Genomic DNA, 24,184 nt, shown 5'->3' with positions numbered 1-24,184 from the left:
TTGAACTGGATACGACCGTCATGATCGACCCGATCACCGACAGTGACCTCGCCGCCTTCGTCGATGGCCAACTCGACGTCATGCGCCGGCTCGAGGTGGAAGCCCATCTCGCCCGCACGCCTGAGGCAGCGGCGCGGGTGATGGCCGAGATGCATGACAGGGACGCCCTGCGCCAAGCCTTCTCGCAACTGCCGGGACCGGGACCGGAGCGCAACCGCGCGGCGGCCCGCCGCCTCGACCGGTCCATGGCCTGGCGGCGCGTGGGCGAGCGGCTCAAGCGGGCGGCGGTGATCGTGCTTCTCGTGGGTGCCGGCTGGATCGCGCATTCGGATACCGGCGTGTTCGGCGTCCCCGATACCTTCGCCGCGCCGGTGGATCCGGCCCTTGTCGCCGATGCGCGCCAGGCGAGGGAGGTGGCTCAGATCCGCGTTCGCCTCGGCTCGCGCGCCACGCCGAGCTACGACAAGGCCGGCATTTCCAGCGCCACGGGCATCGTCCTGCCGGACCTTCCGGGGGATTGGTCGGTGCGCGACGTCCAGATCGTGCCCGCGCGCCATGGTGCCGGCGTAGAGGTCGTAATCGAAGCCCCCGATCTCGGCGAGATCTCTCTGTTCGCGGCACGGGGCACCAACGAGGCGGCCTTCACCGGAGAGGTGACGAGCCCAGGTGACGGCGAGACCGTCTACTGGACGGCGGGCCGCTCGGTCTATGCCCTCAGCGGCACCGGCCGCCAGGACGCCCTGCAGCAGGCGGCGCGACGCCTCGCCTCGGTCGACCCCGCGAAGCGCTGATCCACCGAAGGACGCGGCCTGACCGTTGCCTCGGATCGTCAGCCGATCATCGACGGAACGCGGTCGCCTGCAATGAGTGTCCGCGCCTCGGCTGCGTCCACATCCATCCTGGCGATCAAGGCCTCGGCACTGGAGAAGCGTTCCTCGCCACGGATGTAGCCAAGAAACTCCACGGCGATGGTCCGGCCGTAGAGATCGCCCGAGAAGCCGAACAGGTTGACTTCGAGGAGAGGTGCGCCGTCGTCGAAGGTCGGACGACGGCCATAGCTCGCCACGCCGTCCCGCACCGTTCCATCGGGCAATCCGATGCGGACGGCATAGATGCCGTGGGCGAGGGCACAATCGGGCAAAGCCACGTTCGCCGTGGGATAGCCCAGCGTCCGACCGCGCTTGTCGCCGTGCCGGACCTCGCCGCAGACGAACCAGCGGTAGCCGAGCAGCCGGTTCGCCAGGACGATGTCACCCTGCCGCAGGGCTTCTCGGATCGCGCTCGACGAAACGGGAGCCTCGCCCTCCCCGATGGAGACGGGGGGAATGATCCGGCACGCCAGGGAGGCTTCGGCGCAGAGCCGGGCCAGCACCTCCGGCGTCCCCTCGCGTCCGCGCCCGAAATGGAAGTCGTGGCCAATCACGACGCCGGTGAGGCCGAGATCGCGCGCAAGCAGATCGTGGACGAACCCGGAGGCGGTAGTCCCCGCCATGAGGGCGTCGAAACGGCGCACGATCAGGCCGTCGAGGCCGAGGCGGGCGAAGACGATCTCCTTGGCGGCCGGTCCCGTCAGCCGGAACATCGGCAGGTCGGGGGCGAAATAGGCGCGTGGATGGGGCTCGAAGGTCAGCATCACAGCCGGCACGCCAAGGCGGTCGGCCTCCTCGCGGACGGCCTCCACGAGAGCGCCGTGGCCCCGGTGAACGCCATCGAAATTGCCGATCGCCGCGATGGCCCCGGCAAGGGCCGTCGGCACCGCCTCGTCCTCGCGGCAGATCGTGAAGGGCCGCCCCAACGGGGAGCCGGCTTCGGGGCGCGCGGAAGGATCGTCGGCTGGCGCCATCGGGTTCAAGCGGTCTCGAAGAAGCTGGGGCCGAAGCGGCGACCGTGGGGAGTTCCGCGCGGGAACCTGTCGAAAAGCCGGAGGAGGGTCAAGGGAAGCGGCCGCCCGATCGATGGGGGATGCACGATCGGCTGCGCAGTTAACCGCTTCGCAATGCTGGGTGCGGTACTTTCACGGACGAGAGGCGGCGCGTGGCGGCGCTTCCCCCCAATTCTTTTGCCACTTTTCCGGTCTGCGGCATGCCGCACCGGCCCTGCACCGACGGAGCACCCCGACCCATGGCCCTCGATCTCGGCATGCCGATCCTCGTCGTGGACGATTATCAGACGATGGTCCGCATCATCCGCAACCTGCTCAAGCAGCTCGGCTTCGAAGAGGTCGACGATGCCTCCGACGGGACCGCCGCCCTCGCCCGGCTGAAGAACCGCAAATATGGCCTCGTAATCTCCGATTGGAACATGGAGCCGATGACCGGCTACGAGCTGCTTCGCCATGTTCGTGCCGACGAGGCCCTCCGCACCACGCCGTTCATCATGGTCACCGCCGAATCGAAGACCGAGAACGTGATCGCGGCCAAGAAGGCCGGCGTGAACAACTACATCGTCAAGCCCTTCAATGCGGCGACGCTGAAGAGCAAGATCGAGGCTGTCTGCGGCGCCTAAGCCGCAGACCCGATCTCTTTTCTACGGCGATTCACAGCATCGTGGAGCGACAGGCGATGGCCATGGCGGAAAAGGCACGGACGGCCGGCCCAAACCCGGCATCGACGCGACCGTCGCTGATCCGGGAGTTGGTCGAGATCGCCGACTACATCGCGCATGTCCGCAAGGAGATCGCGGCCCTGCGGGCGAACGAGCTCACCCGCGACCGCCTGCCGATGGCGCATGTGGAGCTCGGCAGCGTCGTCGAGGCGACGGCGGGGGCGACGAACTCCATCATGACGGCAGCCGAAGAAATTCTCAGCCTGCCCAACGATAAGAATTACCGTTCCGCCGTCGAAGCACGGATGAACGACATCTTCGAGGCCTGCACGTTCCAGGACATCACCGGCCAGCGGATCGCCAAGGTGAGCGAATCCCTGCGCCAGCTCGAAGGCCGCCTCTCGCGTTTTGCCGTCGCGGTGAAAGCGAAGGACGAGGGCGGCGTCGACCCGGCCGAGGTGGAGCGCCGGGTACGGGCCGAACTCCTCCTCCTCAACGGGCCGCAGATCAAGGGGCCCGCAACCGCCCAGGACGAGATCGACGCCCTGTTCTCCTGATCGACTGGCCTCGCGGCGCGGGGGCGAAGAGATCCGGGAACGCTACCAGATCAGCCGCTCGATGACGGCATCCGGGCGCACTTCCTGCCGGGCGAACCATTCGGACACCTCGCCGAGCGTTTCGTGTTCGGCAAGAACGCCAAGTTCTTCCGCATGGATGCCGCGGGCCACCAGCAGGTTCGGGATCCCGTAGGCCGCCGCCCCCGCGATATCGGTGCGCAGGGCGTCGCCGACGGCAAGGACGCGGGCGGCGTCCGGTGCGGGGCCACCGTCGAGCTCTGCCGCCATGGCGAGCGCCGCCTCGTAGACGGGGCGGTACGGCTTGCCGGCATAGATCACCGCGCCGCCGATTTTTGCATAGGCTTGCGCGATCAGGCCGGCGCAGGGGATGAGCTTTTTTTCGCGCTCGACCACGAGGTCGGGATTGGCGCAGATCATCGGCACGTCCCGTGCCCGGAATTCGGCTAGCGTCTCCCGGTAATCCTGCGCCGTCTCGGTCGTGTCGTCGAACAGGCCGGTGCAGACTACGCGATCCGCTTCCCCGGCCGCCACGAGGCGGATGTCGAGGCCATCGAAGATCGTCGCGTCGCGTTCCGGCCCGAGATGGTGGATGCGCTCGCCCGGGTGCTCCGCGATCAGCCGCCGGGTCAGGTCGCCGGAGGTGAGGATGGCGTCGTAGGCCTCGCGCGGCACGCCGTAGCCATCGAGGATGGTCCGAACGCCAGCCCAGGGGCGGGGCGCGTTGGAGACGAGGATGACGCGCCGCCGGCGACCGGCCTCGGGCAGTGCGCGGAAGCGGATCAGCGCCTCGCCCGCCCCCACATGGGCACGCGTCCCGTCATGCAGCACACCCCAGACATCGCACAGGATGAGGTCGTAGGCCTCGGCCACGGCGCAAAGCCCGCGCAGAATCGGGACCGGCGCCGAGGGTGCGGCGCGCGCGATCGTTTCGCTCATGAATCTGGCCTGACTGGCAAGGGATCGGGGGCATCGAAGATGGCCGACCGGTTAGGCCGCCCGATCGCCGAAATCAACGCACCGACATCAACGCGTCGGGGTCCGAGCGGGTCTGCCTCAGCCGGCCCTGCGCAAGAAGTCGCGGAACGGCCGGCGCTGCGGCGGCGGTTCCGGATCGTCGCCGCCGGGTTCTCGGGACGGAGGCGGCGCCGGGGACGGCGCGACCTGCGGCGCCGCGACAGCAAGAACTTCGGCCCGCACCGCCCGCGCCGGGGCGAAGACGGTGCCTTGCGCCAGCGGCACGTCGAGGTCGATGAGATCGGGCACGTCGCTCTCGCGCTCGACCGCCTCCGCGACGAGCCGGATACCGGCCCGGGACAGAGAGGCGACGAGGTCGTCGAGGGCGATGTCGGGCATGGCCTGACGGGAGTTGGGGCGCAGCAGGAGATCGGCCGATACCTTGACCTGACTGACGCCCCGGTCGGCCAGGGCCAGGGGGTCGAGGCGCAGGTCCACGGGACGGTCGAGGGCGAAGCCGACACGGCCGCGCAGTTCGGCCAACGCCCCCGCCTGCTCGGCGTCGAGGCTGCGCCAGCTCGACTGGGGCAGCGCGATCACCAGGCGTCCGGAGAGGTCGGGCTCGCCGGCGAGCAGGCGCGGCAGCGTACGCAGGAAGCCGGGTTCGAACAGGGAATGCGGCGACAGGGCGTAGATCACCGCCGCCTGACTGCCGCGTCCGCTGAGATGGCGTGCCACGGTGGCGACGAGGGGAAGCATGCGCCGATCGAGTTCGGTCGTCCGCCCATGGCGTTCGAGGGCCGGCAGGAACAGTTCAGGCTTGAGGATGTCGGCACCCAGGCGCAGCCGCGCCAGCGCCTCGTACGACACGACCTTGCGTTGGGGCAGGGAGACGATGGGCTGGAGATGGACCTCGAGCCCGTCGCCGTCGAAGGCCGCGACCATGACCGCATCCCGGCTCCGGTCCGGCCGAGCCCTGTCCGTGACGGGCTCGGACCGCTCGAGCGGCGGCCAGGCGCGCGGCACCCAGGGCGCCGCGCCCGTGTCGTTCCGGAACGCCGGGGAAGGCGGCGGAACAACGGGCACATCGACGACGGCCTGACGGGAGACCGGCCGGACGACCGGGGGCGGGGCGGGACCGGCCGGCGGCGTCGCCTTCAGGCGGGCGATCTCGCCGTCCTGCGTGGCGACCACGGCGGCGAGCTCGCGGACGATGCCGCTGAGCAGGCCGATTTCCGCCGTGACTTCCTCGACGGCGGCATCCACCGAAGCATTCCCGCCCTGCATGCCCTGCGCCGGACCGGCTTCGTCGGTGCGGGCACGCTCGATCCGCATCTGCTGGTCGGCGATGAGGCGGGCCACCGTCTCCAGGCGAACGAGACGTTGCGAGAGAATGTCGAATTCGCCCGAGAGTTTCTCGCAGCGCTGGTCGAGCTTGCGCGCCCGGCGCGCGGCCAGGATAGCGACGAAGCCGCTCATGGCCGCCAATCCGAAGGCGCCGCCGAGGGGAGAGATCACTGCGAGCGGCGCCAGGACCACGAACCCGATGAGACTCAGGAGCCACGGGACCGTGCGTCGGCCGACGATCCGGGCCATCGGGATACTCTTACCCTCACGACGATCGAGCGGAGATCAGGGAGCCACGACCATGGATTCCGCAGGGATTCCGCAAGTCGAGACAGGCTCCGGTTGTCGCCGAGACGACGAAGTCCCACAAGATGGGCGCAGGCTGCGTGAACCGGTTTTTCGCCATGTGTTGCATGAGCTTCCAAGCTTGGCTTCAGCCAGTCTGGCATCGCCGCGGAAGCCGCCCGGGCCATCCCCCCCTCGCGGCAGGAGCGGATTTGGCGCTACATTGGCGCAGGACATGGCCCAGCGACGGGAGCGGGTGGATGGACGCGAGACGGGTTGACCTGCTGATGCAGGTGGACGGCATGACCTGCGACGGGTGCGCCGAGGCCGTGCGCAAGGCGATCCTGCGGATCGATCCGGAGGCGCATGTCGCCGTCGACCGCGATCACGGCCGCGTGGCGATCACCACCGATGCCCAGGCCCTGACGATCGCCGAGGCGCTGGACCAGACCGGCTACACCGCGACGGCCATGTCGGGCTGACGGCGGCCCCGCCCGCCGCCGCGGGCGATCCCTGCCGGATTCCGCGCTCTCAAATGAAATTTTGCAGACGCGTTGAAAAATTCCGACGCGCTTTTGCTTGCTCCATCGCTCACAGTGATGACAACGGTGAAGCCTGGTGCCCGTGGCGCCGATGCTCCGAACACACGACGTTCAACAATAAACGCCCGCGCGACACGCCATCGCGACGACAGACCGGGAGAGACCCATGCCCTCAGACATCGAGATCGCTCGCGCGGCAACCCTGAAGCCGATCACGCAGGTGGCCGAGACGATCGGCATTCCGGACGAGGCGCTGCATCATTACGGCCGGCACATCGCCAAGATCGACCACGCCTTCATCAAGTCTCTGGAATCGAAGCCCGAGGGCAAGCTCGTCCTCGTCACCGCCATCAGCCCGACCCCTGCCGGCGAGGGCAAGACCACCACGACGGTGGGTCTCGGCGACGCGCTGAACCGCATCGGCAAGAAGACCGTGATGTGTCTGCGCGAGCCCTCGCTCGGCCCCTGTTTCGGCATGAAGGGGGGTGCCGCCGGCGGCGGCAAGGCCCAGGTCGTGCCGATGGAGCAGATCAACCTGCACTTTACGGGCGATTTCCACGCCATCACCTCGGCGCACAGCCTCGCCGCCGCGCTCATCGACAACCATGTCTACTGGGCGAACGAGCTCAACATCGACGTGCGCCGCATCCACTGGCGCCGGGTCGTCGACATGAACGACCGGGCCCTGCGCTCGATCACCCAGTCGCTGGGCGGCGTCGCCAACGGCTTCCCGCGCGAGGACGGGTTCGACATCACCGTGGCCTCGGAAGTCATGGCGGTGTTCTGCCTCGCCCGTGACCTCGACGACCTCGAGGCCCGCCTCGGCCGCATCGTCATCGCCGAGACCCGCGACCGCAAGCCGGTGACGCTCGCCGACGTCAAGGCCACGGGTGCGATGACCGTGCTCCTCAAGGACGCGCTGCAACCGAACCTCGTCCAGACCCTGGAGGGCAACCCGGCCCTGATCCATGGCGGCCCCTTCGCCAACATCGCCCATGGCTGCAACTCGGTGATCGCCACCCGCGCCGGCCTCAAGCTCGGCGACTACGTGGTCACCGAGGCCGGCTTCGGCGCCGATCTCGGCGCGGAAAAGTTCATCGACATCAAGTGCCGGCAAGCCGGCCTGAAGCCGTCCGCGGTGGTCATCGTCGCCACGGTGCGCGCCCTCAAGATGCATGGCGGCGTCTCGAAGAAGGAGCTCGGCTCCGAGAACCTCGACGCCCTGGAGAAGGGCTTCGCCAACCTCGCCCGCCATGTGGAGAACGTGCGCGGCTTCGGCCTGCCCGTGGTCATCGGCGTCAACCACTTCTACGCCGACACCGATGCCGAGCACGCCAAGCTGAAGGAGCTGTGCCGCGACAGGCTCCAGGTCGAGGCCATCACCTGCAAGCATTGGGCTGAAGGGGGTGCGGGCGCCGAGGAATTGGCCCAGGCGGTGGTGAAGCTCGCCGAGGGCGAGCAGAAGCCGCTGACCTTCGCCTACGAGACCGACACCAAGCTCACCGACAAGATCAAGACCATCGCCACCAAGCTCTACGGGGCCGGTGACATCCAGGTGGAATCGAAGGCGGCCACCAAGCTCGCCCAGTTCGAGAAGGACGGCTACGGCAACCTGCCGGTCTGCATGGCCAAGACGCAGTACTCGTTCTCCACCGACCCGAACCTGATGGGCGCGCCCTCGGGCCACCTCATCTCGGTGCGCGACGTGCGGCTCTCGGCCGGCGCCGGCTTCGTCGTGGTGATCTGCGGTGAGATCATGACCATGCCCGGCCTGCCCAAGGTCCCGGCCTCGGAGGGCATCCATCTCGATGCTGACGGGCAGATCGAGGGGCTGTTCTAGCCTGACACCGGTGGCCCCTCTCCCGCTTGTCGGGGAGGGGCGCCTTCCCGGCACGCGTGATCCCTCGCCTCACCTGTGATAGCCGGGACGGCATGTCGTCCCGCCGATTCCGCCGATGATCCCCTGGACCGTCCTCGATACCGCACCGATCCCGGGGGATGCGGGCCAGCTTCGGCTGCTTCAGCGGGGCACGGAATTCTCGATCCAGCTCGGCCATAACGAGCTGATGAACAGCCGCCTCAGCGGCTCGGAGAAGGCGCTGGCGACCCTTGCGGCGGAGCGGGTCGGCACCCGCGCAGGCGCGCGCTTCCTCATCGGCGGGCTCGGCATGGGCTTCACCCTGCGGGCGGCCCTGGATGCCCTGCGGCCCGACGCCGAACTCGTCGTGGCGGAACTGGTGCCGAACGTGGTGGATTGGGTGCGCGGGCCGCTCCGGGACCTGTCGGCCGACGCGTTGTCGGACCAGCGGGTGGCGTTGCGGATCGGCGACGTGGTCGCTGCGATCCGCGCGGCCAGCTCGGCGTACGACGCCATCCTGCTCGACGTCGACAACGGCCCCGACGGCCTCACCCGGCCCGAAAACGACAGGCTCTACAACGAGATGGGTCTGGCTGCGGCCATGGCCGCCCTGCGCCCCGCCGGCGTGCTGGCGGTGTGGTCCGCCCATCCCGACCGGCACTTCACCCAGCGCCTGCGCCGCGGGGGGTTCGGCGTCGAGGAGGTGCCGGTGCGGGCCAACGTCACCAGCGGCGCCCGCCACACGATCTGGCTCGCTTCGAAGTCCGGCCGCGCCCGGCGCTGAAGCCAGAGGGGCGTGTCAGGCCGAGTGTCGACCGCGCTCCAGGCGTCGGTTGAGGCGGGTTACGCCGTAGATTTCGGCGAGGTGACGCCGGGCCGCCTTCACCGGCGCGTCGTCGCGCTCGGTGCGGGCCGCCGCGATGACGCGCAGCGTATGGGCCACGCAGCGCTCCAGACGGACCGTCGCGGCACCGTCCGACGGTCGCCGGTCCTGGGCCGGATTCTCGGCAATGGTCATGCGGCAAGCCCCCTCGCTCACGTCGGACGCGACCGGGTCTAACGGCGCCATGCGGCGGCCATTGGGTGGAGACTGGGCCACACGGTGGCAGCTTGGCCATGGCGGTGGCGCGTGGCGGTGCTCAGTCGCGCGTACTGCCCTCGTTGAACTTGTCGCGGCAGACATATCCGACGAAGCATTTGGCCACGTCCCGAGTGAGTTCGTAGGCGGGCTTGGGCGCTTCCGGCAGGGGACAGAACCCGCCGTCGCGGACGATCCTGTCGTAGGTGATCGGCCCTGTGGTCATCACGATGGCGCCGACGCGGTTCACCAGGGCGGCGGCGTCGGCGCAGAGCATGGCGGGGGTCGCGGGCCGCTCCTGTGCCGAAACAGTGAGCGGCGCCAGGACGATACAGGCGGCGACCGCGGATCTCATGGCGTGGATCTTCATAGCGGAGCGATCGGTTCGACCGGGGTGCCGGGCGGATGCGCCGCCCGATCGGACCGGAGGATAGCGCCCCGGGACACCGCCGCCAATCCGCCGCGTGACGCCATCTCTCACGCCGCCCGTTTCAGCGGTTCGGCGGCGGCGGCCACCGCGAGGGTGAAGTCCAGGGCCTCGTCGATCCCCTCCCGCCAGAGGGAGATCGGCGTCGGACGGGCCAGGATGAGAGCCCCCTTCGCATCGCCATCGGCCAGGGTTACGACGGCGCCGAGCTTCGTGGCGAGTCCGCGCATGGGTCCGTTCCGGCTGAGACAGCGGACATGCAGGTCACGGACGCCGCGGTTGCGCGCCGCCGAGACGATCCGGCGGAAGAGGGCGTGGCCGAGGCCGTTGCGGCGAAACCCGCGCTCCACGGCGAAGGCGGCCTCCGCGTCGCGGCCGAGGCTCAGCCCCGGAACGGGGCCGGTGAGCGGGCGCAATTCGCCGAGCGCGCGCAACGACCCCTCGACGAAGCCGCCGAAGACCAGCCCTTCGACCGTGAGGGCGCGGGCCGCATACGAGACGGCCGCCGCATCGCTCAGGGCGGCCATGAAGCGGTTGGCTCTGGTATCGGGGTCGAGCCGCAGGAAATAGGCCTCGACCATGGCACGGTCGCTCGGCCAGAGGCGCCGGACATTCGGTCCGGTCGGAATCGTGTCGGGCATGGTGGTGCCGTACTCCGGAATGACAGCGCGCACGCTGCGCGGGATCCGGGCGTAACCTCCCTCGAGGAGGCCACCAGATGGCATCGGCCCCGGCTGTGTGCAATGCAACAAAACGTCATCCCGCCGACGCGCCGCGCTTGATCGTCTCGGTGACGCGCGGCAGACCGGTCGCCGGGCCTCCGGTCTCTGTGTCTCTGTGTCTCCGGTCTTCGGGGCCTGTCGCCGGACCGGTTCCATCGACGCGCGGCCGCCGCGCCGTCCCGTATCCGAGGTCGCCATCGTCGTGAGTCCCCCCTCAGGTTCCGCCCCGTCCGCCGGTTCGCAGGGCGGCGATTCTCCTCCCGGTCCGGTCTCGGCACGCTACGACATGCTGGTCTCGTCGGGTGCCATCGAGCGCGACCCGGCGCAGATTCATCTGGTGCAGGCCCTCGACCGGCTGGTCCAGGATCTCGACCGGCGCAGACGGGCGAAGAAGGGCAGCGCGCTCGGCTGGCTGTTCGGGCGCAGCGGCGACGGCGAAGGCCCGCCCAAGGGTCTCTACATCTGGGGCTCCGTCGGGCGCGGCAAGACCATGCTGATGGACCTGTTCCACGAGGCGGCGCCGGGTAAGAAACGCCGCGTCCATTTCCATGGCTTCCTGTCGGATGCCCATGAGCGCATCCACGCCCACCGGCAGGCGCTCAAGGCGGGGACGGCCAAGGGCGACGACCCGATCCCGGTGGTGGCGGACGCGCTGGCCGACGAGGCGACGCTGCTGTGTTTCGACGAGTTCACGGTCACCGACATCGCCGATGCAATGATCCTCGGGCGGCTGTTCGGGGCCCTGTTCAAGCGCGGCGTCACCGTGGTGGCGACCTCCAACGTCGAGCCCGACCGGCTCTACGAGGGCGGGCTCAACCGCGCCCTGTTCCTGCCCTTCGTCGCGGAGCTGAAGAACCGGGTCGAGATCCTGCGCCTCGATTCCCGCACGGATTTCCGCCTGGAGAAGCTCGGCGGGGCCTCGGTCTATCACGTCCCCGCCGACGAGGCGGCCGAGGCCGCCCTGACCCAGGCCTTCAAGGGCCTCACCGGCAAGGCGAGGGGCAAGCCGGCCACGATCCGGGTGAAGGGCCGCGAGGTGGCGGTGCCGGAGGAGGCCGCCGGCGTCGCCCGGTTCGGCTTTGCCGATCTCTGCGCCCAGCCGCTCGGTGCCTCCGACTACATGGCCATCGCCCAGTCGTTCCAGACGGTGATCGTCTCGGGAATCCCGGTGATGGGGGAGGCGAACCGGAACGAGGCCAAGCGCTTCATCACCCTGGTGGACACGTTCTACGACGCCCACGTGAAGCTCATCGCCTCGGCGGCGGCCGAGCCGACCGGTCTCTACACGGCGACCGAAGGCCGCGAGGCGTTCGAGTTCGACCGCACCGTCTCGCGCCTCATCGAGATGCGCTCGTCGGAATACCTCGCTCTGCCGCATGGGCGGGGGGATTCGGAAGCGAGCGGGTCGAGCTTCGGCCTCGTGGAGACCTGAGCGCCCGTTTGCGGTGTTTCTCCAAGGCCTTCCTCATCGTGAGGTGGTCTGCCGGGATGATCGACTTTGGTATCCGCATCCGAGCGGACCGAGCGATCATGCGGTGTGACCACGACGAGATCGACGTGATTCGAAAGGTTTGGCCCGCAGCCGGGGCGATGTCGGCGGAGCCGGCATAGACAACGCGCGACCGTCGAAAGCGTCGCACGATCCCGATACGCGCCGTGCGCAACAGCACATCGAATCCGCGGCCGAGCTTCGCGAAAGCGGCGGCCGTGGCTGCCGGCCGTTGCACTGCAGCACCCCCACCGTTTAATTGGATTCATTATGAGGTACGGGGCGTGGGCGCTTCGTGCACTGCGACGGCTCCCTGTCGAGGGGCGCCGGATCCGCTGCCGCACCTCAATGATGTTTCGATGCGGGACGACGTCGCGCGCGCCCCGCGCCTGACTGACGACCTCCAAGGTATTCGCGAGCCCGACGGATTGGTGGCCAGCCGATCTCGACCGGTCCGTGGCCTGAGCGATGACAGGATACACCGATGATCAAACTCACCGTGAACGGGGCTGAACGCAGCTTCGACGGCGATCCCGACATGCCGCTGCTGTGGTTCCTGCGCGACGAAGTCGGCCTCACCGGCACCAAGTTCGGCTGCGGACAGGCCCTCTGCGGCGCCTGCACCATCCATCTCGGCGGCACCGCCGTGCGCGGCTGCGTCACCCCCATCTCCGCGGCCGAGGGCCAGGAGGTGGTGACCATCGAGGGGCTCTCCCCCGACGGCAACCACCCGGTCCAGGCCGCGTGGCGCGACCTCAACGTCTCGCAATGCGGCTATTGCCAGTGCGGGCAGATGATGCAGGCGGCCTCTCTCCTCAAGGAGACGCCCAAGCCCAGCGACGACCAGATCGACGAAGCCATGAGCGGCAACCTCTGCCGCTGCGGCACCTATCCGCGCATCCGCGCCGCGATCCACCAGGCCGCCGGAAACGCGCCGGCCGCCAACAAGGGAGAGCGCCTGTGATTCACGACGCACAGCTCATGGTCGACCTCGCCACCGAGACGACCGCCGTTCCCCCCGAAGCGCCGAGCGCTCTCGCCAATGTCAGCCGCCGCGCCATGCTCGGCGGCCTGGGCGCCCTGGTCCTCGCCCTGTCCTGGAAGGATTCCGCCCAGGCGGAAGACAAGAAAGACGAGCCGAAGAAATTTGGCGCCGATGCCATGCCGCATGGCTGGCAGGACGACCCGAAGGTGTTCGTGGCCATCGCGCCGGACGGCACCGTGACCATCACCTGCCACCGCTCCGAGATGGGCCAGGGTGTGCGCACCTCCGTCGCCCTCGTGGTGGCCGATGAGCTCGAGGCCGATTGGGCCAAGGTGAAGGTCGCCCAGGCCTGGGGTGACGAAGCCCGGTTCGGCAACCAGGATACCGACGGCTCGCGGAGCCTGCGCCACTTCTTCCCGCACCTGCGCCATGCGGGTGCCGCGGCGAAGGCCATGCTGGTCCAGGCCGCCGCCAAGCAATGGGGCGTGCCGGCCTCCGAGGTTAAGGCCGAGAACTCGGTCCTCACCCATGCGAAGTCGAAGCGCACCCTGGGCTATGGCGACGTGGCGGCGGCGGCGGCCGACCTCGCCGTGCCGGCCCGCGAAAGCGTGACCCTGAAGGACCCCAAAGCCTTCAAGTTCATCGGCAAGGGCAAGATCGGCCTCATCGACAACCGCGACATCACCACCGGCAAGGCCATCTACGGCCTCGATACCCGGCTCGACGGCATGCTCTACGCCCTCGTCGCCCGCCCGCCGGTCTTCGGCGGCAAGGTGGCGAGCTACGACGATGCCGAGACGATGAAGATCCCCGGCGTGGTCAAGGTGTTCAAGATCGACGCCCCCGAGATCCCGTCCGAGTTCCAGCCGATCGGCGGCGTCGCCGTCATCGCCAAGAACACCTGGGCGGCCATGAAGGGCCGCGAGGCCCTGAAGATCACCTGGGACGACGGCCCGAACGCCACTTACGACTCCGTCGCCTTCCGCGGCGAGTTGGAGAAGGCGGCACGCGCGCCCGGCAAGGTCGTGCGCAACCAGGGCGACGTCGACGGCGCCATGGCCAAGGCCAAGCAGCGGATCGAGGCCGAGTATTTCGTGCCCCATCTCGTCCAGGCCCCGATGGAGCCCCCGGCCGCCACGGTGCGGATCAAGGACGGGTTCTGCGAGGCCTGGGCCTGCACCCAGGCGCCCCAGGCGACCCATGACCGTCTGGCCAAGAAGCTCAACCTGCCCGCCGACAAGGTGCGGGTGAACGTGACGCTGCTCGGCGGCGGCTTCGGCCGCAAGTCCAAGCCCGATTACGTGCTCGAGGCGGCCCTGTGCTCGCAGGCCATGGACGGCGCCCCGGTGAAGCTCACCTGGACCCGCGAGGACGACCTCCATCACGGCTACTACCACACGATCTCGGTGGAGCGCCTGGAGGCCGGGCTCGACGACAAGGGCATGCCGGTGGCCTGGCTCCACCGCTCGGCCGCCCCGACGATCGGGTCCATCTTCGCGGCCGGCGCCAAGAACGAGCTGCCCTTCGAGCTCGGGATGGGGCTGACCAACACGCCCTTCGACGTGCCCAACATCCGCCTCGAGAACCCTGCGGCGGACGCGCATGTGCGGATCGGCTGGTTCCGCTCGGTCTCGAACATCCCGCACGCCTTCGCGATCCAGTCCTTCGTCGCCGAGTTGGCGCATGCGGCGGGCCGGGATCCGAAGGAATACCTGCTGGCCCTGATCGGCCCCGACCGGGTGATCGACCCGACCAGCATCGGCGATGTCTGGAACTACGGCGAGGATCCCGCCCGCTACCCAATCGAGACCGCGCGCCTGCGCGGGGTCATCGAGGCGGCGGCCAACGGGATCGGCTGGGGCCGGAAGCTGCCGAAGGGACGGGGCCTCGGCATCGCCGGACATTACAGCTTCGTCACCCACACGGCGGTGGCGGCCGAAGTGGAGGTGGGGTCCAAGGGTGAGGTCTCGGTCAAGCGCATCGACATCGCCGTCGATTGCGGGCCGCACGTCAACCCGGAGCGCATCCGCTCGCAGATGGAGGGCGCCGTCGTCATGGGGATGGGCTTGGCCTTGTCGGCCGAGATCACCTTCAAGGACGGGCGCGCGCAGCAGAACAACTTCGACGGCTACGAGATCACCCGTCTCGACGCCGCCCCGAAGGAGCTGCACGTCCATCTGATCCAAAACGCCGACTATACCCGCCCGCTGGGTGGTGTCGGCGAGCCGGGCGTCCCCCCCGTGGCGCCGGCCATCGCCAACGCGGTCTTCGCCGCCACCGGCCGCCGCATCCGGCAATTGCCGATCCGCGACCAGTTGAGCTCGTAAGACCGAAACGCTCTTCGGCCCCTTTCCTGTAAGGGGCCGAAGATTATCCCGATCGGCGGCCCTGGATTCCGGGCTCGCCTTCGGCGCCCCGGAATGACCAGGTCTTGTCAGACGGGTCCCGGCCTCACTCCGCAGCCACGGCCCCCCCATTCCGGTTCCCCTCGCGATACTCGCCCCAGGCCTGTTTCAGGATCTGGATCGAGGAGGTGAGGAAGATGCCGGCCATGAGGGCGGCGACCGCGAGGTCCGGCCAGGCCGACGTGGTGCCCCATACCGCCAGGGCCGCGCCCATCACCACCACGTTGCCGATGGCGTCGTTGCGCGAGCACAGCCAGACGGAGCGGACATTGGCGTCGCCGTCCTTGTAGCGCATCAGCAGCAGCACCGAGGCGACGTTGGCGGCGAGCGCCAGCAGGCCGATGCCGCCCATCCATTCCGCGCTCGGCACGCCGAGGACGAGGGTCTGGTAGATGGTCGAGCCGAAGACCCAGAGCGCCATCAGGCTGAGGCTCACGCCCTTGGCCAGGGCCGCCATGGAGCGGGTGCGCAGGCTCGCGCCGATGACCGCGAGGCTGAGGCCGTAGGTGACGGTATCGGCCAGGAAGTCGAGGGCGTCCGCCTTCAGCGCCTGAGACCCGGCCGCCTGCCCCGCCGCCATCTCGGTGACGAACATCGCGCCGTTGAGGGCGATGACGAACCACAGCACCCGCTTGTAGCGCGGATCGACCCCGTCGAAGACCGGAACGCCGCCGCCGCAGCCGCAGGATTCGTCGTGCGGCGAGGCCTTGGGTGTCTGCGTCGCGACGGCATGGTGATGCCCGTCGCCGGCCGCATGGGCATGATCGTGGGTGTGGGTGGCAGGCTGGTTGATGCCCGTGCCGCAGCAGGATTCGGCCATGGCTCTCTCCTCGTTTCGTCGTTAGAAAGGAGTCTACAAGCTCTAGCGACTAGAGGATCAAGCGGAAAATGACGTTCTCGATCGGAATCCTGTCGCGCCGCGCCGGGGTGAAGGTGCCGACGATCCGCTATTACGAGCAGGTCGGGCTGATGCCGTCGCCCCCGCGCACCGACGGGCAGCAGCGCCGCTACGGCGACGCCGAGGTGGCGCGGCTCAATTTCATCCGGCATGCGCGCGAACTCGGCTTCGAGGTCGATGCGATTCGCGAACTCCTCGCCATGAGCGCCCAGCCGGAGGAATCCTGCGCCGAGGTGGATCGCCTGGCGCGACGTCACTTGGCGGAGGTCGAGCAGCGCATCGCCCGGCTGATCTCGTTGCGCACGGAATTGCAGCGCATGGTGACGGAATGCGGCCACGGGCGGGTCGGCGAGTGCCGGGTCATCCAGGTTCTGGCCGATCACGGCGAATGCGACCACGACCATGGCGGTGCGCGGACAGGGTTCGCCGAGGCGTAAACTTCGCCGCTCCGGCGGAGCCGATGGGGCCGGCGGCGGGTTGTCCCGTCACAGACCCGCCCGTTGAGGAAACCCCATGATTCAGAGATCCCGTCCCCTCGCCGCCTTGCTGGCCGCCGGATTCGCCGCCGGCCTCGTGGCGAGCCCGGTCCTCGCCTCTCCCTGTTCGGAGGAGATCACGCGTCTCGACGCCAAGGTGAAGGACGAGGCGACCGGCGCCATCTCCGCCTCCACCTCCGGCAAGGCCGCGGCCGGCGCACGGGAAGGCCAGGGCGAGACCGGGCAGGGAGGCAACGCCTCGACCCCGGCCGCTCCGCCGGAGAAATCCGCCGAGGCCGGTAAGGGCGCCGATGCCGCGATGCAGGCCAAGGTCGCCCTGGACGAGGCCCGCACCGCCGACGGCAAGGGCGACGCCAAGGCCTGCGACGAGGCTTTGGGACGGGCCAAGAGCCACCTCGCCACGGCCCCCTGAGGGGTATGACTGTCGGGCGAGCGCGCGGGGCACCGGCCGGGCAATTCCGGCTCGGTGCCCCCGGGTGCACGACGTCTCAAGGATGGGTCAAAAGAGAAGTTTCTTCTTCCGGGGTCGAAACCGAACCCGGTGTCGTCGCGTCAAGAAGTGACTGCGTGCGGCGCAAACCTTGCCGCATCCAGAAGCCGACGCAGGAACACCATCGAAGCCGCAATCGCCGGCCTCGAGACTGCGTTACGCGGCGGCGCTCAGCGCGTGTTTATTGCCCTGAATGCCGGCACAGAGATCGTCGATTTCCGCAAGATCAAGACTTTCACCTGAGTGACTTGCAATTGCATCGATCAGGTGGTCTTGCCGCGGATCGAAAGGATGGCCCTGAAGGCGATAGAATTGATAGTAACGCAATGCCGCCAATACGGTATCGCGCTCTCGCACTGTGATGGTGATGGTCTGCATTCTTTGAAGATCTCCCCTTCGTGCGGCGATCGCCCTCCGAAGACTTGAATCCGACTCGGTGAGCGAGAGCGTTGTAACCCTGCTTCGGCGCAGCCGTCCACAGCCGGAAACCATTCGCTAACCCTGTCGGCGGATGGTCCGGGGGCATGGCGGGAGGCAACCCTTTGCAAGCGCGCCATTTCCTCCCGGAGGGGCGAGCGGCGGATTTATTTCGCCCTTAAAAATGAAAAATGTCATTGACAGAAAAGGGGAAAACTGGCGCTGCCCGCAAAAGCTTGGCCGCACACGTCTTTTGCGGAATCGATAAAATTGTTCTTAACCAATCCGTGTGAACCTTTTGGTCACGACCGACACACTCACCCGTGAGGAGGTCGGTATGAGCGGAGCGCTCCTGATGACCAAAATGCAGCCGGATGACCGGCAGGACGGTCGGGCGCATCGGACGAGACCCGCGCCGCTCTCGGCGAGCGTGAGACGCCATCTCGGGCTGAACCTGCGCAGCCTCTATGCCGATTCGCTGGTCGAACCGGTGGGCGAGCGCATCGAATCACTGCTGACGAAGCTCGGCCGCAGGAAAGGCTGACGCGTCCCCTAGGATGAGCGGGACGACACACGACGTTCAGAATTGCGGTGCTATGGATCCAGCCTACGCACCGGATCCGCCCGGCGCATCCTCAGCGAACCCGCGAAACCCCCTTCCATGACCATCCTCGTTCTCGTCGTCGCCGGAAACATCCTGCTCGCGACCGTCTTCTCTTTGGTGGCCCTCGCCTCCGACTGAGGTCGCCTTGGCCTTCGACTGAGGTCGCCCTGGCCTCCGACCGAGGCGCCCCTTCGGGCAACGCCCTTTCGCGTTCAACCTGCCTCCCCATCACGGCTCTCGAAATCAGCGAGAGCGATCCAGCCCGGACGACCGGTTGCGGCATGCCGCAGCCGGCTTTTCGTCGTGCGTCCCTGAACCGGTCCGACGCCGTCCGGCCCCCTTCGATTCGCTGAGCACGCGGCTTCGATGAATGGCCGTATGTCGCAACACGGATCGGCCTGCGATTCGCGGCAGTACGTCCTTTCTAAAGAACCGCCCTCCGGAAACGCTTTCTTCCCCACTTGGACTCAGTGAGAGAAATCGATTCTCCGCGCCGCCTATAGTTCTTCGAGGCCTCGCCTATTGAAGGAGAATTACCTATCTGAGCATAGTAACCGTCGCCCGGCCAAGCTTGACATTGTTCTTTAAAAAGAACGAAACGTAGCATCACCGGGGCGCCCGGACCGCAAGGGTCCCTCGCCACGACGTAGCCGGAGACAAACCTGTGACCGCGACCATGTCCTCGACGCCCAACGCCCGCCGCCTCTCCCGGAGAAGGCGCGTCCTCGCCCTGTGCGCCGGTTCGGTCGGCCTGGTCTCGGCGGGGCTCGCCTCCGCGTTGCTGACCTCCGGCGCCGCCCAGGCGCAGACAGAACTCCTCAACGTCTCCTACGATCCGACGCGTGAGCTCTATAAGGAGATCAACGCGGCCTTCATCGAGGAGTGGAAGGCCAAGACCGGCGAGACCGTCACCGTCCGCGCGGCCCATGGCGGCTCCGGCTCGCAGGCCCGCACCGTCATCGACGGCATCCCCGCCGATGTGGTGACCCTGGGCATCCCCTCCGATATCGACGCGATCAGCCGCCTCTCGAAGAAGATCCCCGCCGACTGGCGCACCAAGCTGCCCAACGAAGGCCTGCCCTATACCTCCACCGTGGTGTTCCTGGTGCGCAAGGGCAACCCGAAGGGCGTGAAGGATTGGGGCGACCTGGTGAAGCCCGACGTGAAGGTGATCACCCCGAACCCGAAGACCTCCGCCGGCGGGCGCTGGAACTTCCTCGCGGCCTGGGGCTACGCCTACGAGAAGGAAGGCAAGAATGTCGACAAGGCCAACGCCTTCGTCGGCCAGCTCTACAAGCAGGTGCCGGTGCTCGATACGGGGGCGCGCGGCTCCACCGTGACCTTCGCCCAGCGCGGTCTCGGCGACGTGCTGCCGACCTGGGAGAACGAGGCCTATCTCGTGTTCGACGAGTTCGGCCGCGACAAGTTCGACGTGGTCGTCCCGCCGACCTCGATCTACGCCGAGCCGCCGGTGGCCCTGGTCGACGCCAATGTCGACAAGAAGGGCACCCGCAAGCAGGCCGAGGCCTACCTCCAGTTCCTCTACACGGACAAGGCGCAGGCGATCTTCGCCAAGCACCATTACCGTCCGATCAAGCGCGAGGCCGCCAAGCCCGAGCATCTGGCGCAGCTGCCCGAGCTGAAGCTCTTCAAGATCGAGGATCTCCAGGGCAACTGGGACGATATCCAGAAGAAGAACTTCGACAATGGCGGCCTGTTCGACCAGCTGAGCAAGCCGCCGCAGTAACGCGCCCCTCCCCGGCCGACGATAGGCACACATCTCGCGGGCAGCACGGGGCCCCTCTCCTGGAAGGAGAGGGAGCCCGTCGCGCCTCGTGCCGAACCCTCTTGGATGGAGGGACGGCCTGCGACGGAGCGGGGCGGGCGCACCGCCTTGACACCACGCTCCCTCCTCCGCCGAGGCGGGAGGGTGGCGATCCAACGAGCATTCAGGACCACCCCATGGCAGAGCCGCCTCTGCGTCCGAGACGACGCTTCCGTCAGCCCAGCGTGATTCCCGGCTTCGGCATCACCTTCGGCTACACCCTGACCTGCCTCGGCATCATCGTGCTGCTGCCGCTCGCCGCCCTCGTCGCCCGCGCCTCCGGCCTCGGCCTGTGGGGGATCTGGGAGGTGGCCACCGATCCGCGCGTCGCCAGCGCCCTGCGCGTGAGCTTCGGCGTGTCGCTCCTCGCGGCGCTCACCGCCTCGGTCTTCGGCTTCCTCATCGCCTGGGTGCTCACCCGCTACCGGTTCCCCGGCCGCAAGATCGTCGACGCGGTGGTGGACCTGCCCTTCGCCCTGCCCACCGCCGTCGCCGGCATCGCCCTGGCCTCCCTCTATGCGCCCAACGGCCTCGTCGGCGAGCAGCTCGCCAAGCTCGGGATCGAGGCCGCCTACACGCCGGTGGGCATCTACATCGCCATGGTCTTCATCGGCCTGCCCTTCGCCGTGCGGACGGTGCAGCCCCTCATCGAGGAGATCGACAAGGAGATCGAGGAGGCCTCGGCCACCCTCGGCGCCGATCGCTGGCACACCCTGATCAAGGTGGTGGTGCCGCCGCTGATCCCGGCCGTGCTCACGGGCTTCGCCCTCGCCTTCGCCCGCGGCGTCGGAGAATACGGCTCGATCATCTTCATCGCCGGCAACCTGCCCTACGTCTCCGAGATCGCGCCGCTCCTCATCGTCATCAAGCTCTCCGAGTTCGATTACGGGGGCGCCTGCGCCATCGCGACAATCATGCTCGGCATCTCGTTCGTGACGCTGCTGGCCATCAACCTGATCCAGGCCTGGAGCCGCCGGAGGTTCGGATATGTCTAGCGCCAGCGCCACCACTCAGCCCCCCGCCCGCGCCGGAAGCGTGGTCACCGAAGGCTTCGCCGTCCGCGCGTTGCTGATCGGGATCGCGGTGGTCTTCCTCGCCCTGTTCCTAGTGCTGCCCCTGGTGACGGTGTTCATCCAGGCCTTCGCCAAGGGCTGGTCGGCCTATCTCGCCGCCTTCTCCGAGGTGGATGCCCGCTCGGCGATCCGCCTCACCCTGCTCACCGCGGCCATCGCCGTGCCGTTCAACCTCGTCTTCGGCATCATGGCCTCCTGGGCCATCGCCAAGTTCGAGTTCCGCGGCAAGAACCTGCTCGTGACCCTCATCGACCTGCCGTTCTCGGTCTCGCCGGTGGTCTCGGGCCTGATCTACGTGCTCGTCTTCGGCGCCCAGGGCCTCCTCGGCCCGTGGCTGCTCGAGCATGACATCCAGATCATCTTCGCCGTTCCGGGCATCGTGCTCGCCACGATCTTCGTCACCTTCCCCTTCGTCGCCCGCCAGCTGATCCCGCTGATGCAGGAGCAGGGGACGGCGGAGGAGGAAGCCGCCCTGACCCTCGGCGCCTCCGGCTGGCACGCTTTCCGGACGGTGACGCTGCCCAACATCCGCTGGGGGCTGCTCTACAGCGTGCTCCTCTGCAACGCCCGGGCGATGGGTGAATTCGGCGCGGTGTCGGTGGTCTCGGGCCATATCCGCGGATTGACAAACACACTGCCGCTCCACGTGGAGATCCTCTACAATGAGTACAACTTCGTTGCCTCTTTCGCCGTCGCTTCCCTCCTTGCCGGCCTCGCTCTTGTCACCCTCCTCGTCAAATCCCTTCTCGAATGGCGCTTCAGCGCCGAGATCGCAGCAGGCGCACGGCGCCACTGACCCGGCGGGATCATCCACGGCGATCCGGGTCGAGGGGCTGTCGAAGACCTTCGACACCGCGGCGGTGCTGCACGACCTCTCCCTCGACGTGCGGGCGGGCGAGCTGCTGGCGCTGCTCGGCCCCTCGGGCTCGGGCAAGACCACGCTCCTGCGCATCATCGCCGGGCTCGATTTCCCCGATCGCGGGCGGATCATCTTCGGTAGCGACGATGCCACCCGCGTTCCGGTGCAGGAGCGCGCCGTCGGCTTCGTGTTCCAGCACTATGCCCTGTTCAAGCACATGAGTGTCGCCGAGAACATCGCCTACGGCCTCAACGCCCGGAAGCGCGCGGACCGGCCGGCCAAGGCCGAGATCAAGCGCCGGGTCGGCGATCTCCTCGACCTGATCAAGCTCTCGGGCTTCGCCGACCGCTACCCGTCGCAGCTCTCCGGCGGCCAGCGCCAGCGCATCGCCCTGGCGCGCGCTCTGGCCGTGGAGCCCCGCGTGCTGCTGCTGGACGAGCCTTTCGGCGCCCTCGACGCCCAGGTGAGGAAGGACCTGCGCCGCTGGCTGCGCGAGATCCACGACCGCACCGGCCAGACCACGATCTTCGTGACCCACGACCAGGACGAGGCGCTGGAGCTCTCCGACCGCGTCGCCGTCCTGTCCAAGGGCCGCCTCGAACAGATCGGCACCCCCGACGAGGTCCAGGAGAACCCGGTCTCCTCCACCGTGCTGAAGTTCCTCGGCGACACGATCGAGGTGGAAGCCATCGCCCAGGGGAGCGAGGTCCGCGTCAACGGCCGCCTCACCCCGGTGAAGGCCCCGCCCGGCCTCGTCGGCCCGGTCAAGCTCTACGCAAGACCGTGGCAGCTGCAATTCGCCGAGCCCGGCCAGGCCCATCTCGAAGGCCATGTCCGCTCCTCCTACCGCAGCCAGGGCCGCCAGCGGATCGAGGTGGACCGCTCCGAGGGGAAGACCGTCGTGGTGGAAGCCTCCGACACCCACCGCCTCGCCGCCGGCCGCCCGGTCGGCCTGACGATCAACGCCGGCTACGTCTTCAAGGATTGACGGGGCGGCCACGAGGCCGCGGAGGAAACGGTTGCGCTTCCTCCGCGGATCGGCTGTGACTGCCGCCGTCGAAATCGAGCGGGAGCAAGCGGCATGTCGGGTCATGGAGCCATCGAGGGCTCGAACAAGAAGGTCGCGCTGCTGATCTCGGTGCTGGCGCTGTTCCTGGCGCTGGCCGAGACCCTGGCCAAGGGGGCGCAGACGGAAGCGCTCAGCGCCAACGTCGAATCCTCCAACCAATGGGCCTATTACCAGGCCCGCACCATCCGCGGCACCATCCTCAAGACCGCCGACGAGACCCTCGCCCTGATCCCGCCGGAGACGGCCAACGCACCGGCCATCGCGGCCAAGCGCGCGGAATGGGCCAAGACCATGGCCCGCTGGGAATCGGACCCCGCCACCGGCGACGGGCGCAAGGAGCTGCAGGAGAAGGCGCGGGCCTCGCAGGAGCACCGCGACCTCGCGCTCCATCGCTACCACCATTACGAGTTCGGCTCGGCCGCCTTCCAGATCGGCATCGTCCTCGCCTCGGCCCAGGTCATCACCGGCATCGCCGCGCTGACGCTGGCGGGCGGGTTCCTGGGCGTGGCCGGCCTGGTGATGCTGGGCTTCGGCCTCTACGCGCCGCATTTTCTGCCGTTCTTCCACTGACGCGCGAATCCCGGCGCCGAGCCTGGACTCTCGCCTCCCTCGCGACAGTTGAAGGATGAGGGGGGCGAGACATGGCGCGAGACAGCGAGCAGGAAGGCCGGCTGACCCGGATCTCGGCCTTCGTCTTTCTGCATACCGAACACGCGGTCTATGCCGCCCTCGGCCTGCTCCTCGCCGGGACGGCGATCCTCGCGCTCATCGACGCGACGGGCCTGCTCTTCGGCGCCATCCGCCATCTCGGGGGTTCGGGCGAACTCCTCAAGATCGTCGACAGCCTGCTGTTCCTGCTGATGCTGGTGGAGATCCTGCACACGGTGCGGGTCTCGATGCGCTCGGGGCGGCTCACCTGCGAGCCCTTCCTCATCGTCGGGCTGATCGCCTCGATCCGGCGCGTCCTCGTCATCACCCTGCAATCCTCCGAGGTGATGCATGCGCCGATGACGGCCGAGCGCGAGGCGCTGTTCCGCGCCTCGATGATCGAGCTCGGCGTGCTGTCCGGGCTCATCCTCACCATGGTGATCTCGATCTTCCTGCTGCACCGCGCCCGCGACGACAACGAGGTAGCCGGCAAGGAATGATCCCGCCGTCGCGGAATTGGCTTCGCACTTGCGAAGACGAGGCCCGATCTTCAGATCAGGCCGATGAGACGAGCGGTCGCGACGCCGCGA

At 68.2% G+C, this 24,184-nt stretch carries 26 protein-coding genes; 18 read left to right on the top strand and 8 right to left on the bottom strand.

All coding sequences use genetic code 11. The features are described 5' to 3' along the window. The first annotated feature begins 20 nt into the window (after positions 1-20). On the top strand, positions 21-791 hold the full coding sequence (locus FPV16_RS05110) for an anti-sigma factor family protein (RefSeq protein ID WP_227436654.1): 771 nt from the start codon (positions 21-23) through the stop codon (positions 789-791). Positions 792-829: 38 nt separating this feature from the next. Here FPV16_RS05110 and FPV16_RS05105 read toward each other — a convergent pair whose 3' ends face one another. After that, positions 830-1,843: a bifunctional riboflavin kinase/FAD synthetase gene (locus tag FPV16_RS05105; RefSeq protein WP_227436653.1), complete on the bottom strand. Its 1,014-nt coding sequence runs from the start codon at positions 1,841-1,843 to the stop codon at positions 830-832. A gap of 278 nt (positions 1,844-2,121) precedes the next feature. Between FPV16_RS05105 and FPV16_RS05100 the strand changes: the two genes are divergently transcribed. Further along, positions 2,122-2,505 (top strand): response regulator, encoded by a 384-nt coding sequence (locus FPV16_RS05100; protein ID WP_018046001.1) that lies wholly within the window; start codon positions 2,122-2,124, stop codon positions 2,503-2,505. A 56-nt stretch (positions 2,506-2,561) separates the two neighbouring features. After that, positions 2,562-3,101 carry a protein phosphatase CheZ gene (locus FPV16_RS05095; protein WP_227436651.1) on the top strand — a complete coding sequence of 180 codons (540 nt, stop codon included), beginning with the start codon at positions 2,562-2,564 and terminating at the stop codon, positions 3,099-3,101. Positions 3,102-3,143: 42 nt separating this feature from the next. Here the strand turns inward: FPV16_RS05095 and FPV16_RS05090 are convergent, their stop codons facing one another. After that, positions 3,144-4,058 (bottom strand): TIGR01459 family HAD-type hydrolase, encoded by a 915-nt coding sequence (locus FPV16_RS05090; protein ID WP_227436648.1) that lies wholly within the window; start codon positions 4,056-4,058, stop codon positions 3,144-3,146. 117 nt (positions 4,059-4,175) lie between these two features. Continuing rightward, positions 4,176-5,672: an EAL domain-containing protein gene (locus FPV16_RS05085; protein ID WP_227436646.1), complete on the bottom strand. Its 1,497-nt coding sequence runs from the start codon at positions 5,670-5,672 to the stop codon at positions 4,176-4,178. A 296-nt stretch (positions 5,673-5,968) separates the two neighbouring features. Between FPV16_RS05085 and FPV16_RS05080 the strand changes: the two genes are divergently transcribed. The 3 genes from FPV16_RS05080 (at position 5,969) to FPV16_RS05070 (ending at position 8,892) form a co-directional block, all read left to right on the top strand. Beyond that, entirely contained in the window at positions 5,969-6,190 is a 222-nt protein-coding gene (locus tag FPV16_RS05080; protein ID WP_227436644.1) for a heavy-metal-associated domain-containing protein, read from the top strand. A gap of 226 nt (positions 6,191-6,416) precedes the next feature. Continuing rightward, complete coding sequence (locus FPV16_RS05075) at positions 6,417-8,090, top strand: formate--tetrahydrofolate ligase (protein ID WP_227436642.1); 1,674 nt, start codon at positions 6,417-6,419, stop codon at positions 8,088-8,090. A 115-nt stretch (positions 8,091-8,205) separates the two neighbouring features. Beyond that, positions 8,206-8,892 carry a spermidine synthase gene (locus FPV16_RS05070; protein ID WP_227436640.1) on the top strand — a complete coding sequence of 229 codons (687 nt, stop codon included), beginning with the start codon at positions 8,206-8,208 and terminating at the stop codon, positions 8,890-8,892. A 15-nt stretch (positions 8,893-8,907) separates the two neighbouring features. Here FPV16_RS05070 and FPV16_RS05065 read toward each other — a convergent pair whose 3' ends face one another. From FPV16_RS05065 to FPV16_RS05055, 3 genes are all read right to left on the bottom strand, one after another. Further along, complete coding sequence (locus tag FPV16_RS05065) at positions 8,908-9,126, bottom strand: hypothetical protein (protein WP_227436638.1); 219 nt, start codon at positions 9,124-9,126, stop codon at positions 8,908-8,910. 121 nt (positions 9,127-9,247) lie between these two features. Then, positions 9,248-9,541, bottom strand: a complete 294-nt coding sequence (locus FPV16_RS05060; RefSeq protein WP_227436636.1) for a hypothetical protein — start codon at positions 9,539-9,541, stop codon at positions 9,248-9,250. 122 nt (positions 9,542-9,663) lie between these two features. Next, entirely contained in the window at positions 9,664-10,254 is a 591-nt protein-coding gene (locus FPV16_RS05055) for a GNAT family N-acetyltransferase (RefSeq protein WP_227436750.1), read from the bottom strand. A gap of 367 nt (positions 10,255-10,621) precedes the next feature. On the opposite strand from FPV16_RS05055, the gene zapE reads away from it, so the two are divergent. The 3 genes from zapE to FPV16_RS05040 all read left to right on the top strand — a co-directional run bounded on the left by zapE (position 10,622) and on the right by FPV16_RS05040 (position 15,136). After that, on the top strand, positions 10,622-11,767 hold the full coding sequence (gene zapE / locus FPV16_RS05050) for a cell division protein ZapE (protein ID WP_227436748.1): 1,146 nt from the start codon (positions 10,622-10,624) through the stop codon (positions 11,765-11,767). Between the two features lie 541 nt (positions 11,768-12,308). Beyond that, positions 12,309-12,788 (top strand): (2Fe-2S)-binding protein, encoded by a 480-nt coding sequence (locus FPV16_RS05045; RefSeq protein ID WP_056143750.1) that lies wholly within the window; start codon positions 12,309-12,311, stop codon positions 12,786-12,788. Continuing rightward, positions 12,785-15,136 carry a xanthine dehydrogenase family protein molybdopterin-binding subunit gene (locus FPV16_RS05040; RefSeq protein WP_227436634.1) on the top strand — a complete coding sequence of 784 codons (2,352 nt, stop codon included), beginning with the start codon at positions 12,785-12,787 and terminating at the stop codon, positions 15,134-15,136. Before FPV16_RS05045 ends, FPV16_RS05040 begins: the two co-directional genes overlap by 4 nt. Before the next feature lie 124 nt (positions 15,137-15,260). Here FPV16_RS05040 and FPV16_RS05035 read toward each other — a convergent pair whose 3' ends face one another. Further along, entirely contained in the window at positions 15,261-16,034 is a 774-nt protein-coding gene (locus tag FPV16_RS05035) for a cation transporter (RefSeq protein ID WP_227436632.1), read from the bottom strand. Between the two features lie 68 nt (positions 16,035-16,102). Here FPV16_RS05035 and FPV16_RS05030 point away from each other — a divergent pair, with 68 nt between their 5' ends. After that, positions 16,103-16,549: a MerR family transcriptional regulator gene (locus FPV16_RS05030; RefSeq protein WP_227436631.1), complete on the top strand. Its 447-nt coding sequence runs from the start codon at positions 16,103-16,105 to the stop codon at positions 16,547-16,549. A 76-nt stretch (positions 16,550-16,625) separates the two neighbouring features. Next, on the top strand, positions 16,626-17,021 hold the full coding sequence (locus FPV16_RS05025; protein WP_227436629.1) for a hypothetical protein: 396 nt from the start codon (positions 16,626-16,628) through the stop codon (positions 17,019-17,021). A gap of 234 nt (positions 17,022-17,255) precedes the next feature. Here FPV16_RS05025 and FPV16_RS05020 read toward each other — a convergent pair whose 3' ends face one another. Then, complete coding sequence (locus FPV16_RS05020; RefSeq protein ID WP_018045985.1) at positions 17,256-17,477, bottom strand: hypothetical protein; 222 nt, start codon at positions 17,475-17,477, stop codon at positions 17,256-17,258. 376 nt (positions 17,478-17,853) lie between these two features. On the opposite strand from FPV16_RS05020, the gene FPV16_RS05015 reads away from it, so the two are divergent. The 7 genes from FPV16_RS05015 to FPV16_RS04985 all read left to right on the top strand — a co-directional run bounded on the left by FPV16_RS05015 (position 17,854) and on the right by FPV16_RS04985 (position 24,094). Then, positions 17,854-18,060, top strand: coding sequence for a hypothetical protein (locus tag FPV16_RS05015; RefSeq protein ID WP_227436627.1), 207 nt, complete (start codon positions 17,854-17,856; stop codon positions 18,058-18,060). Positions 18,061-18,784: 724 nt separating this feature from the next. Next, positions 18,785-19,867, top strand: coding sequence for a sulfate ABC transporter substrate-binding protein (locus FPV16_RS05010; RefSeq protein ID WP_413629184.1), 1,083 nt, complete (start codon positions 18,785-18,787; stop codon positions 19,865-19,867). A gap of 215 nt (positions 19,868-20,082) precedes the next feature. Then, a complete protein-coding gene (gene cysT / locus FPV16_RS05005; RefSeq protein ID WP_026176312.1) occupies positions 20,083-20,940 on the top strand; it encodes a sulfate ABC transporter permease subunit CysT in 858 nt (285 codons plus the stop codon). After that, complete coding sequence (cysW, locus tag FPV16_RS05000; protein ID WP_227436624.1) at positions 20,933-21,814, top strand: sulfate ABC transporter permease subunit CysW; 882 nt, start codon at positions 20,933-20,935, stop codon at positions 21,812-21,814. Before cysT ends, cysW begins: the two co-directional genes overlap by 8 nt. 64 nt (positions 21,815-21,878) lie before the next feature. After that, positions 21,879-22,865 carry a sulfate/molybdate ABC transporter ATP-binding protein gene (locus FPV16_RS04995; RefSeq protein WP_413629191.1) on the top strand — a complete coding sequence of 329 codons (987 nt, stop codon included), beginning with the start codon at positions 21,879-21,881 and terminating at the stop codon, positions 22,863-22,865. Between the two features lie 93 nt (positions 22,866-22,958). Next, a complete protein-coding gene (locus tag FPV16_RS04990; protein WP_207411111.1) occupies positions 22,959-23,516 on the top strand; it encodes a DUF4337 domain-containing protein in 558 nt (185 codons plus the stop codon). Between the two features lie 71 nt (positions 23,517-23,587). After that, positions 23,588-24,094, top strand: a complete 507-nt coding sequence (locus FPV16_RS04985) for a phosphate-starvation-inducible PsiE family protein (RefSeq protein WP_227436622.1) — start codon at positions 23,588-23,590, stop codon at positions 24,092-24,094. The last annotated feature ends 90 nt before the right edge of the window (positions 24,095-24,184 follow it).

The organism is Methylobacterium sp. W2 (genome assembly GCF_020662345.1).
Taxonomy (GTDB): domain Bacteria; phylum Pseudomonadota; class Alphaproteobacteria; order Rhizobiales; family Beijerinckiaceae; genus Methylobacterium.
This window is presented reverse-complemented; position numbering and strand designations above follow the sequence as displayed.

Excerpts from the sequence above, each read along its gene's own strand:
- FPV16_RS05110 (WP_227436654.1), top strand. The coding sequence starts at position 21 with ATGATCGACCCGATCACCGACAGTGACCTCGCCGCCTTCGTCGATGGC.
- FPV16_RS05105 (WP_227436653.1), bottom strand. The coding sequence starts at position 1,843 with ATGGCGCCAGCCGACGATCCTTCCGCGCGCCCCGAAGCCGGCTCCCCG.
- FPV16_RS05100 (WP_018046001.1), top strand. The coding sequence starts at position 2,122 with ATGGCCCTCGATCTCGGCATGCCGATCCTCGTCGTGGACGATTATCAG.
- FPV16_RS05095 (WP_227436651.1), top strand. The coding sequence starts at position 2,562 with ATGGCCATGGCGGAAAAGGCACGGACGGCCGGCCCAAACCCGGCATCG.
- FPV16_RS05090 (WP_227436648.1), bottom strand. The coding sequence starts at position 4,058 with ATGAGCGAAACGATCGCGCGCGCCGCACCCTCGGCGCCGGTCCCGATT.
- FPV16_RS05085 (WP_227436646.1), bottom strand. The coding sequence starts at position 5,672 with ATGGCCCGGATCGTCGGCCGACGCACGGTCCCGTGGCTCCTGAGTCTC.
- FPV16_RS05080 (WP_227436644.1), top strand. The coding sequence starts at position 5,969 with ATGGACGCGAGACGGGTTGACCTGCTGATGCAGGTGGACGGCATGACC.
- FPV16_RS05075 (WP_227436642.1), top strand. The coding sequence starts at position 6,417 with ATGCCCTCAGACATCGAGATCGCTCGCGCGGCAACCCTGAAGCCGATC.
- FPV16_RS05070 (WP_227436640.1), top strand. The coding sequence starts at position 8,206 with ATGATCCCCTGGACCGTCCTCGATACCGCACCGATCCCGGGGGATGCG.
- FPV16_RS05065 (WP_227436638.1), bottom strand. The coding sequence starts at position 9,126 with ATGACCATTGCCGAGAATCCGGCCCAGGACCGGCGACCGTCGGACGGT.
- FPV16_RS05060 (WP_227436636.1), bottom strand. The coding sequence starts at position 9,541 with ATGAGATCCGCGGTCGCCGCCTGTATCGTCCTGGCGCCGCTCACTGTT.
- FPV16_RS05055 (WP_227436750.1), bottom strand. The coding sequence starts at position 10,254 with ATGCCCGACACGATTCCGACCGGACCGAATGTCCGGCGCCTCTGGCCG.
- zapE (WP_227436748.1), top strand. The coding sequence starts at position 10,622 with ATGCTGGTCTCGTCGGGTGCCATCGAGCGCGACCCGGCGCAGATTCAT.
- FPV16_RS05045 (WP_056143750.1), top strand. The coding sequence starts at position 12,309 with ATGATCAAACTCACCGTGAACGGGGCTGAACGCAGCTTCGACGGCGAT.
- FPV16_RS05035 (WP_227436632.1), bottom strand. The coding sequence starts at position 16,034 with ATGGCCGAATCCTGCTGCGGCACGGGCATCAACCAGCCTGCCACCCAC.
- FPV16_RS05030 (WP_227436631.1), top strand. The coding sequence starts at position 16,103 with ATGACGTTCTCGATCGGAATCCTGTCGCGCCGCGCCGGGGTGAAGGTG.
- FPV16_RS05025 (WP_227436629.1), top strand. The coding sequence starts at position 16,626 with ATGATTCAGAGATCCCGTCCCCTCGCCGCCTTGCTGGCCGCCGGATTC.
- FPV16_RS05020 (WP_018045985.1), bottom strand. The coding sequence starts at position 17,477 with ATGCAGACCATCACCATCACAGTGCGAGAGCGCGATACCGTATTGGCG.
- FPV16_RS05015 (WP_227436627.1), top strand. The coding sequence starts at position 17,854 with ATGAGCGGAGCGCTCCTGATGACCAAAATGCAGCCGGATGACCGGCAG.
- cysT (WP_026176312.1), top strand. The coding sequence starts at position 20,083 with ATGGCAGAGCCGCCTCTGCGTCCGAGACGACGCTTCCGTCAGCCCAGC.
- cysW (WP_227436624.1), top strand. The coding sequence starts at position 20,933 with ATGTCTAGCGCCAGCGCCACCACTCAGCCCCCCGCCCGCGCCGGAAGC.
- FPV16_RS04990 (WP_207411111.1), top strand. The coding sequence starts at position 22,959 with ATGTCGGGTCATGGAGCCATCGAGGGCTCGAACAAGAAGGTCGCGCTG.
- FPV16_RS04985 (WP_227436622.1), top strand. The coding sequence starts at position 23,588 with ATGGCGCGAGACAGCGAGCAGGAAGGCCGGCTGACCCGGATCTCGGCC.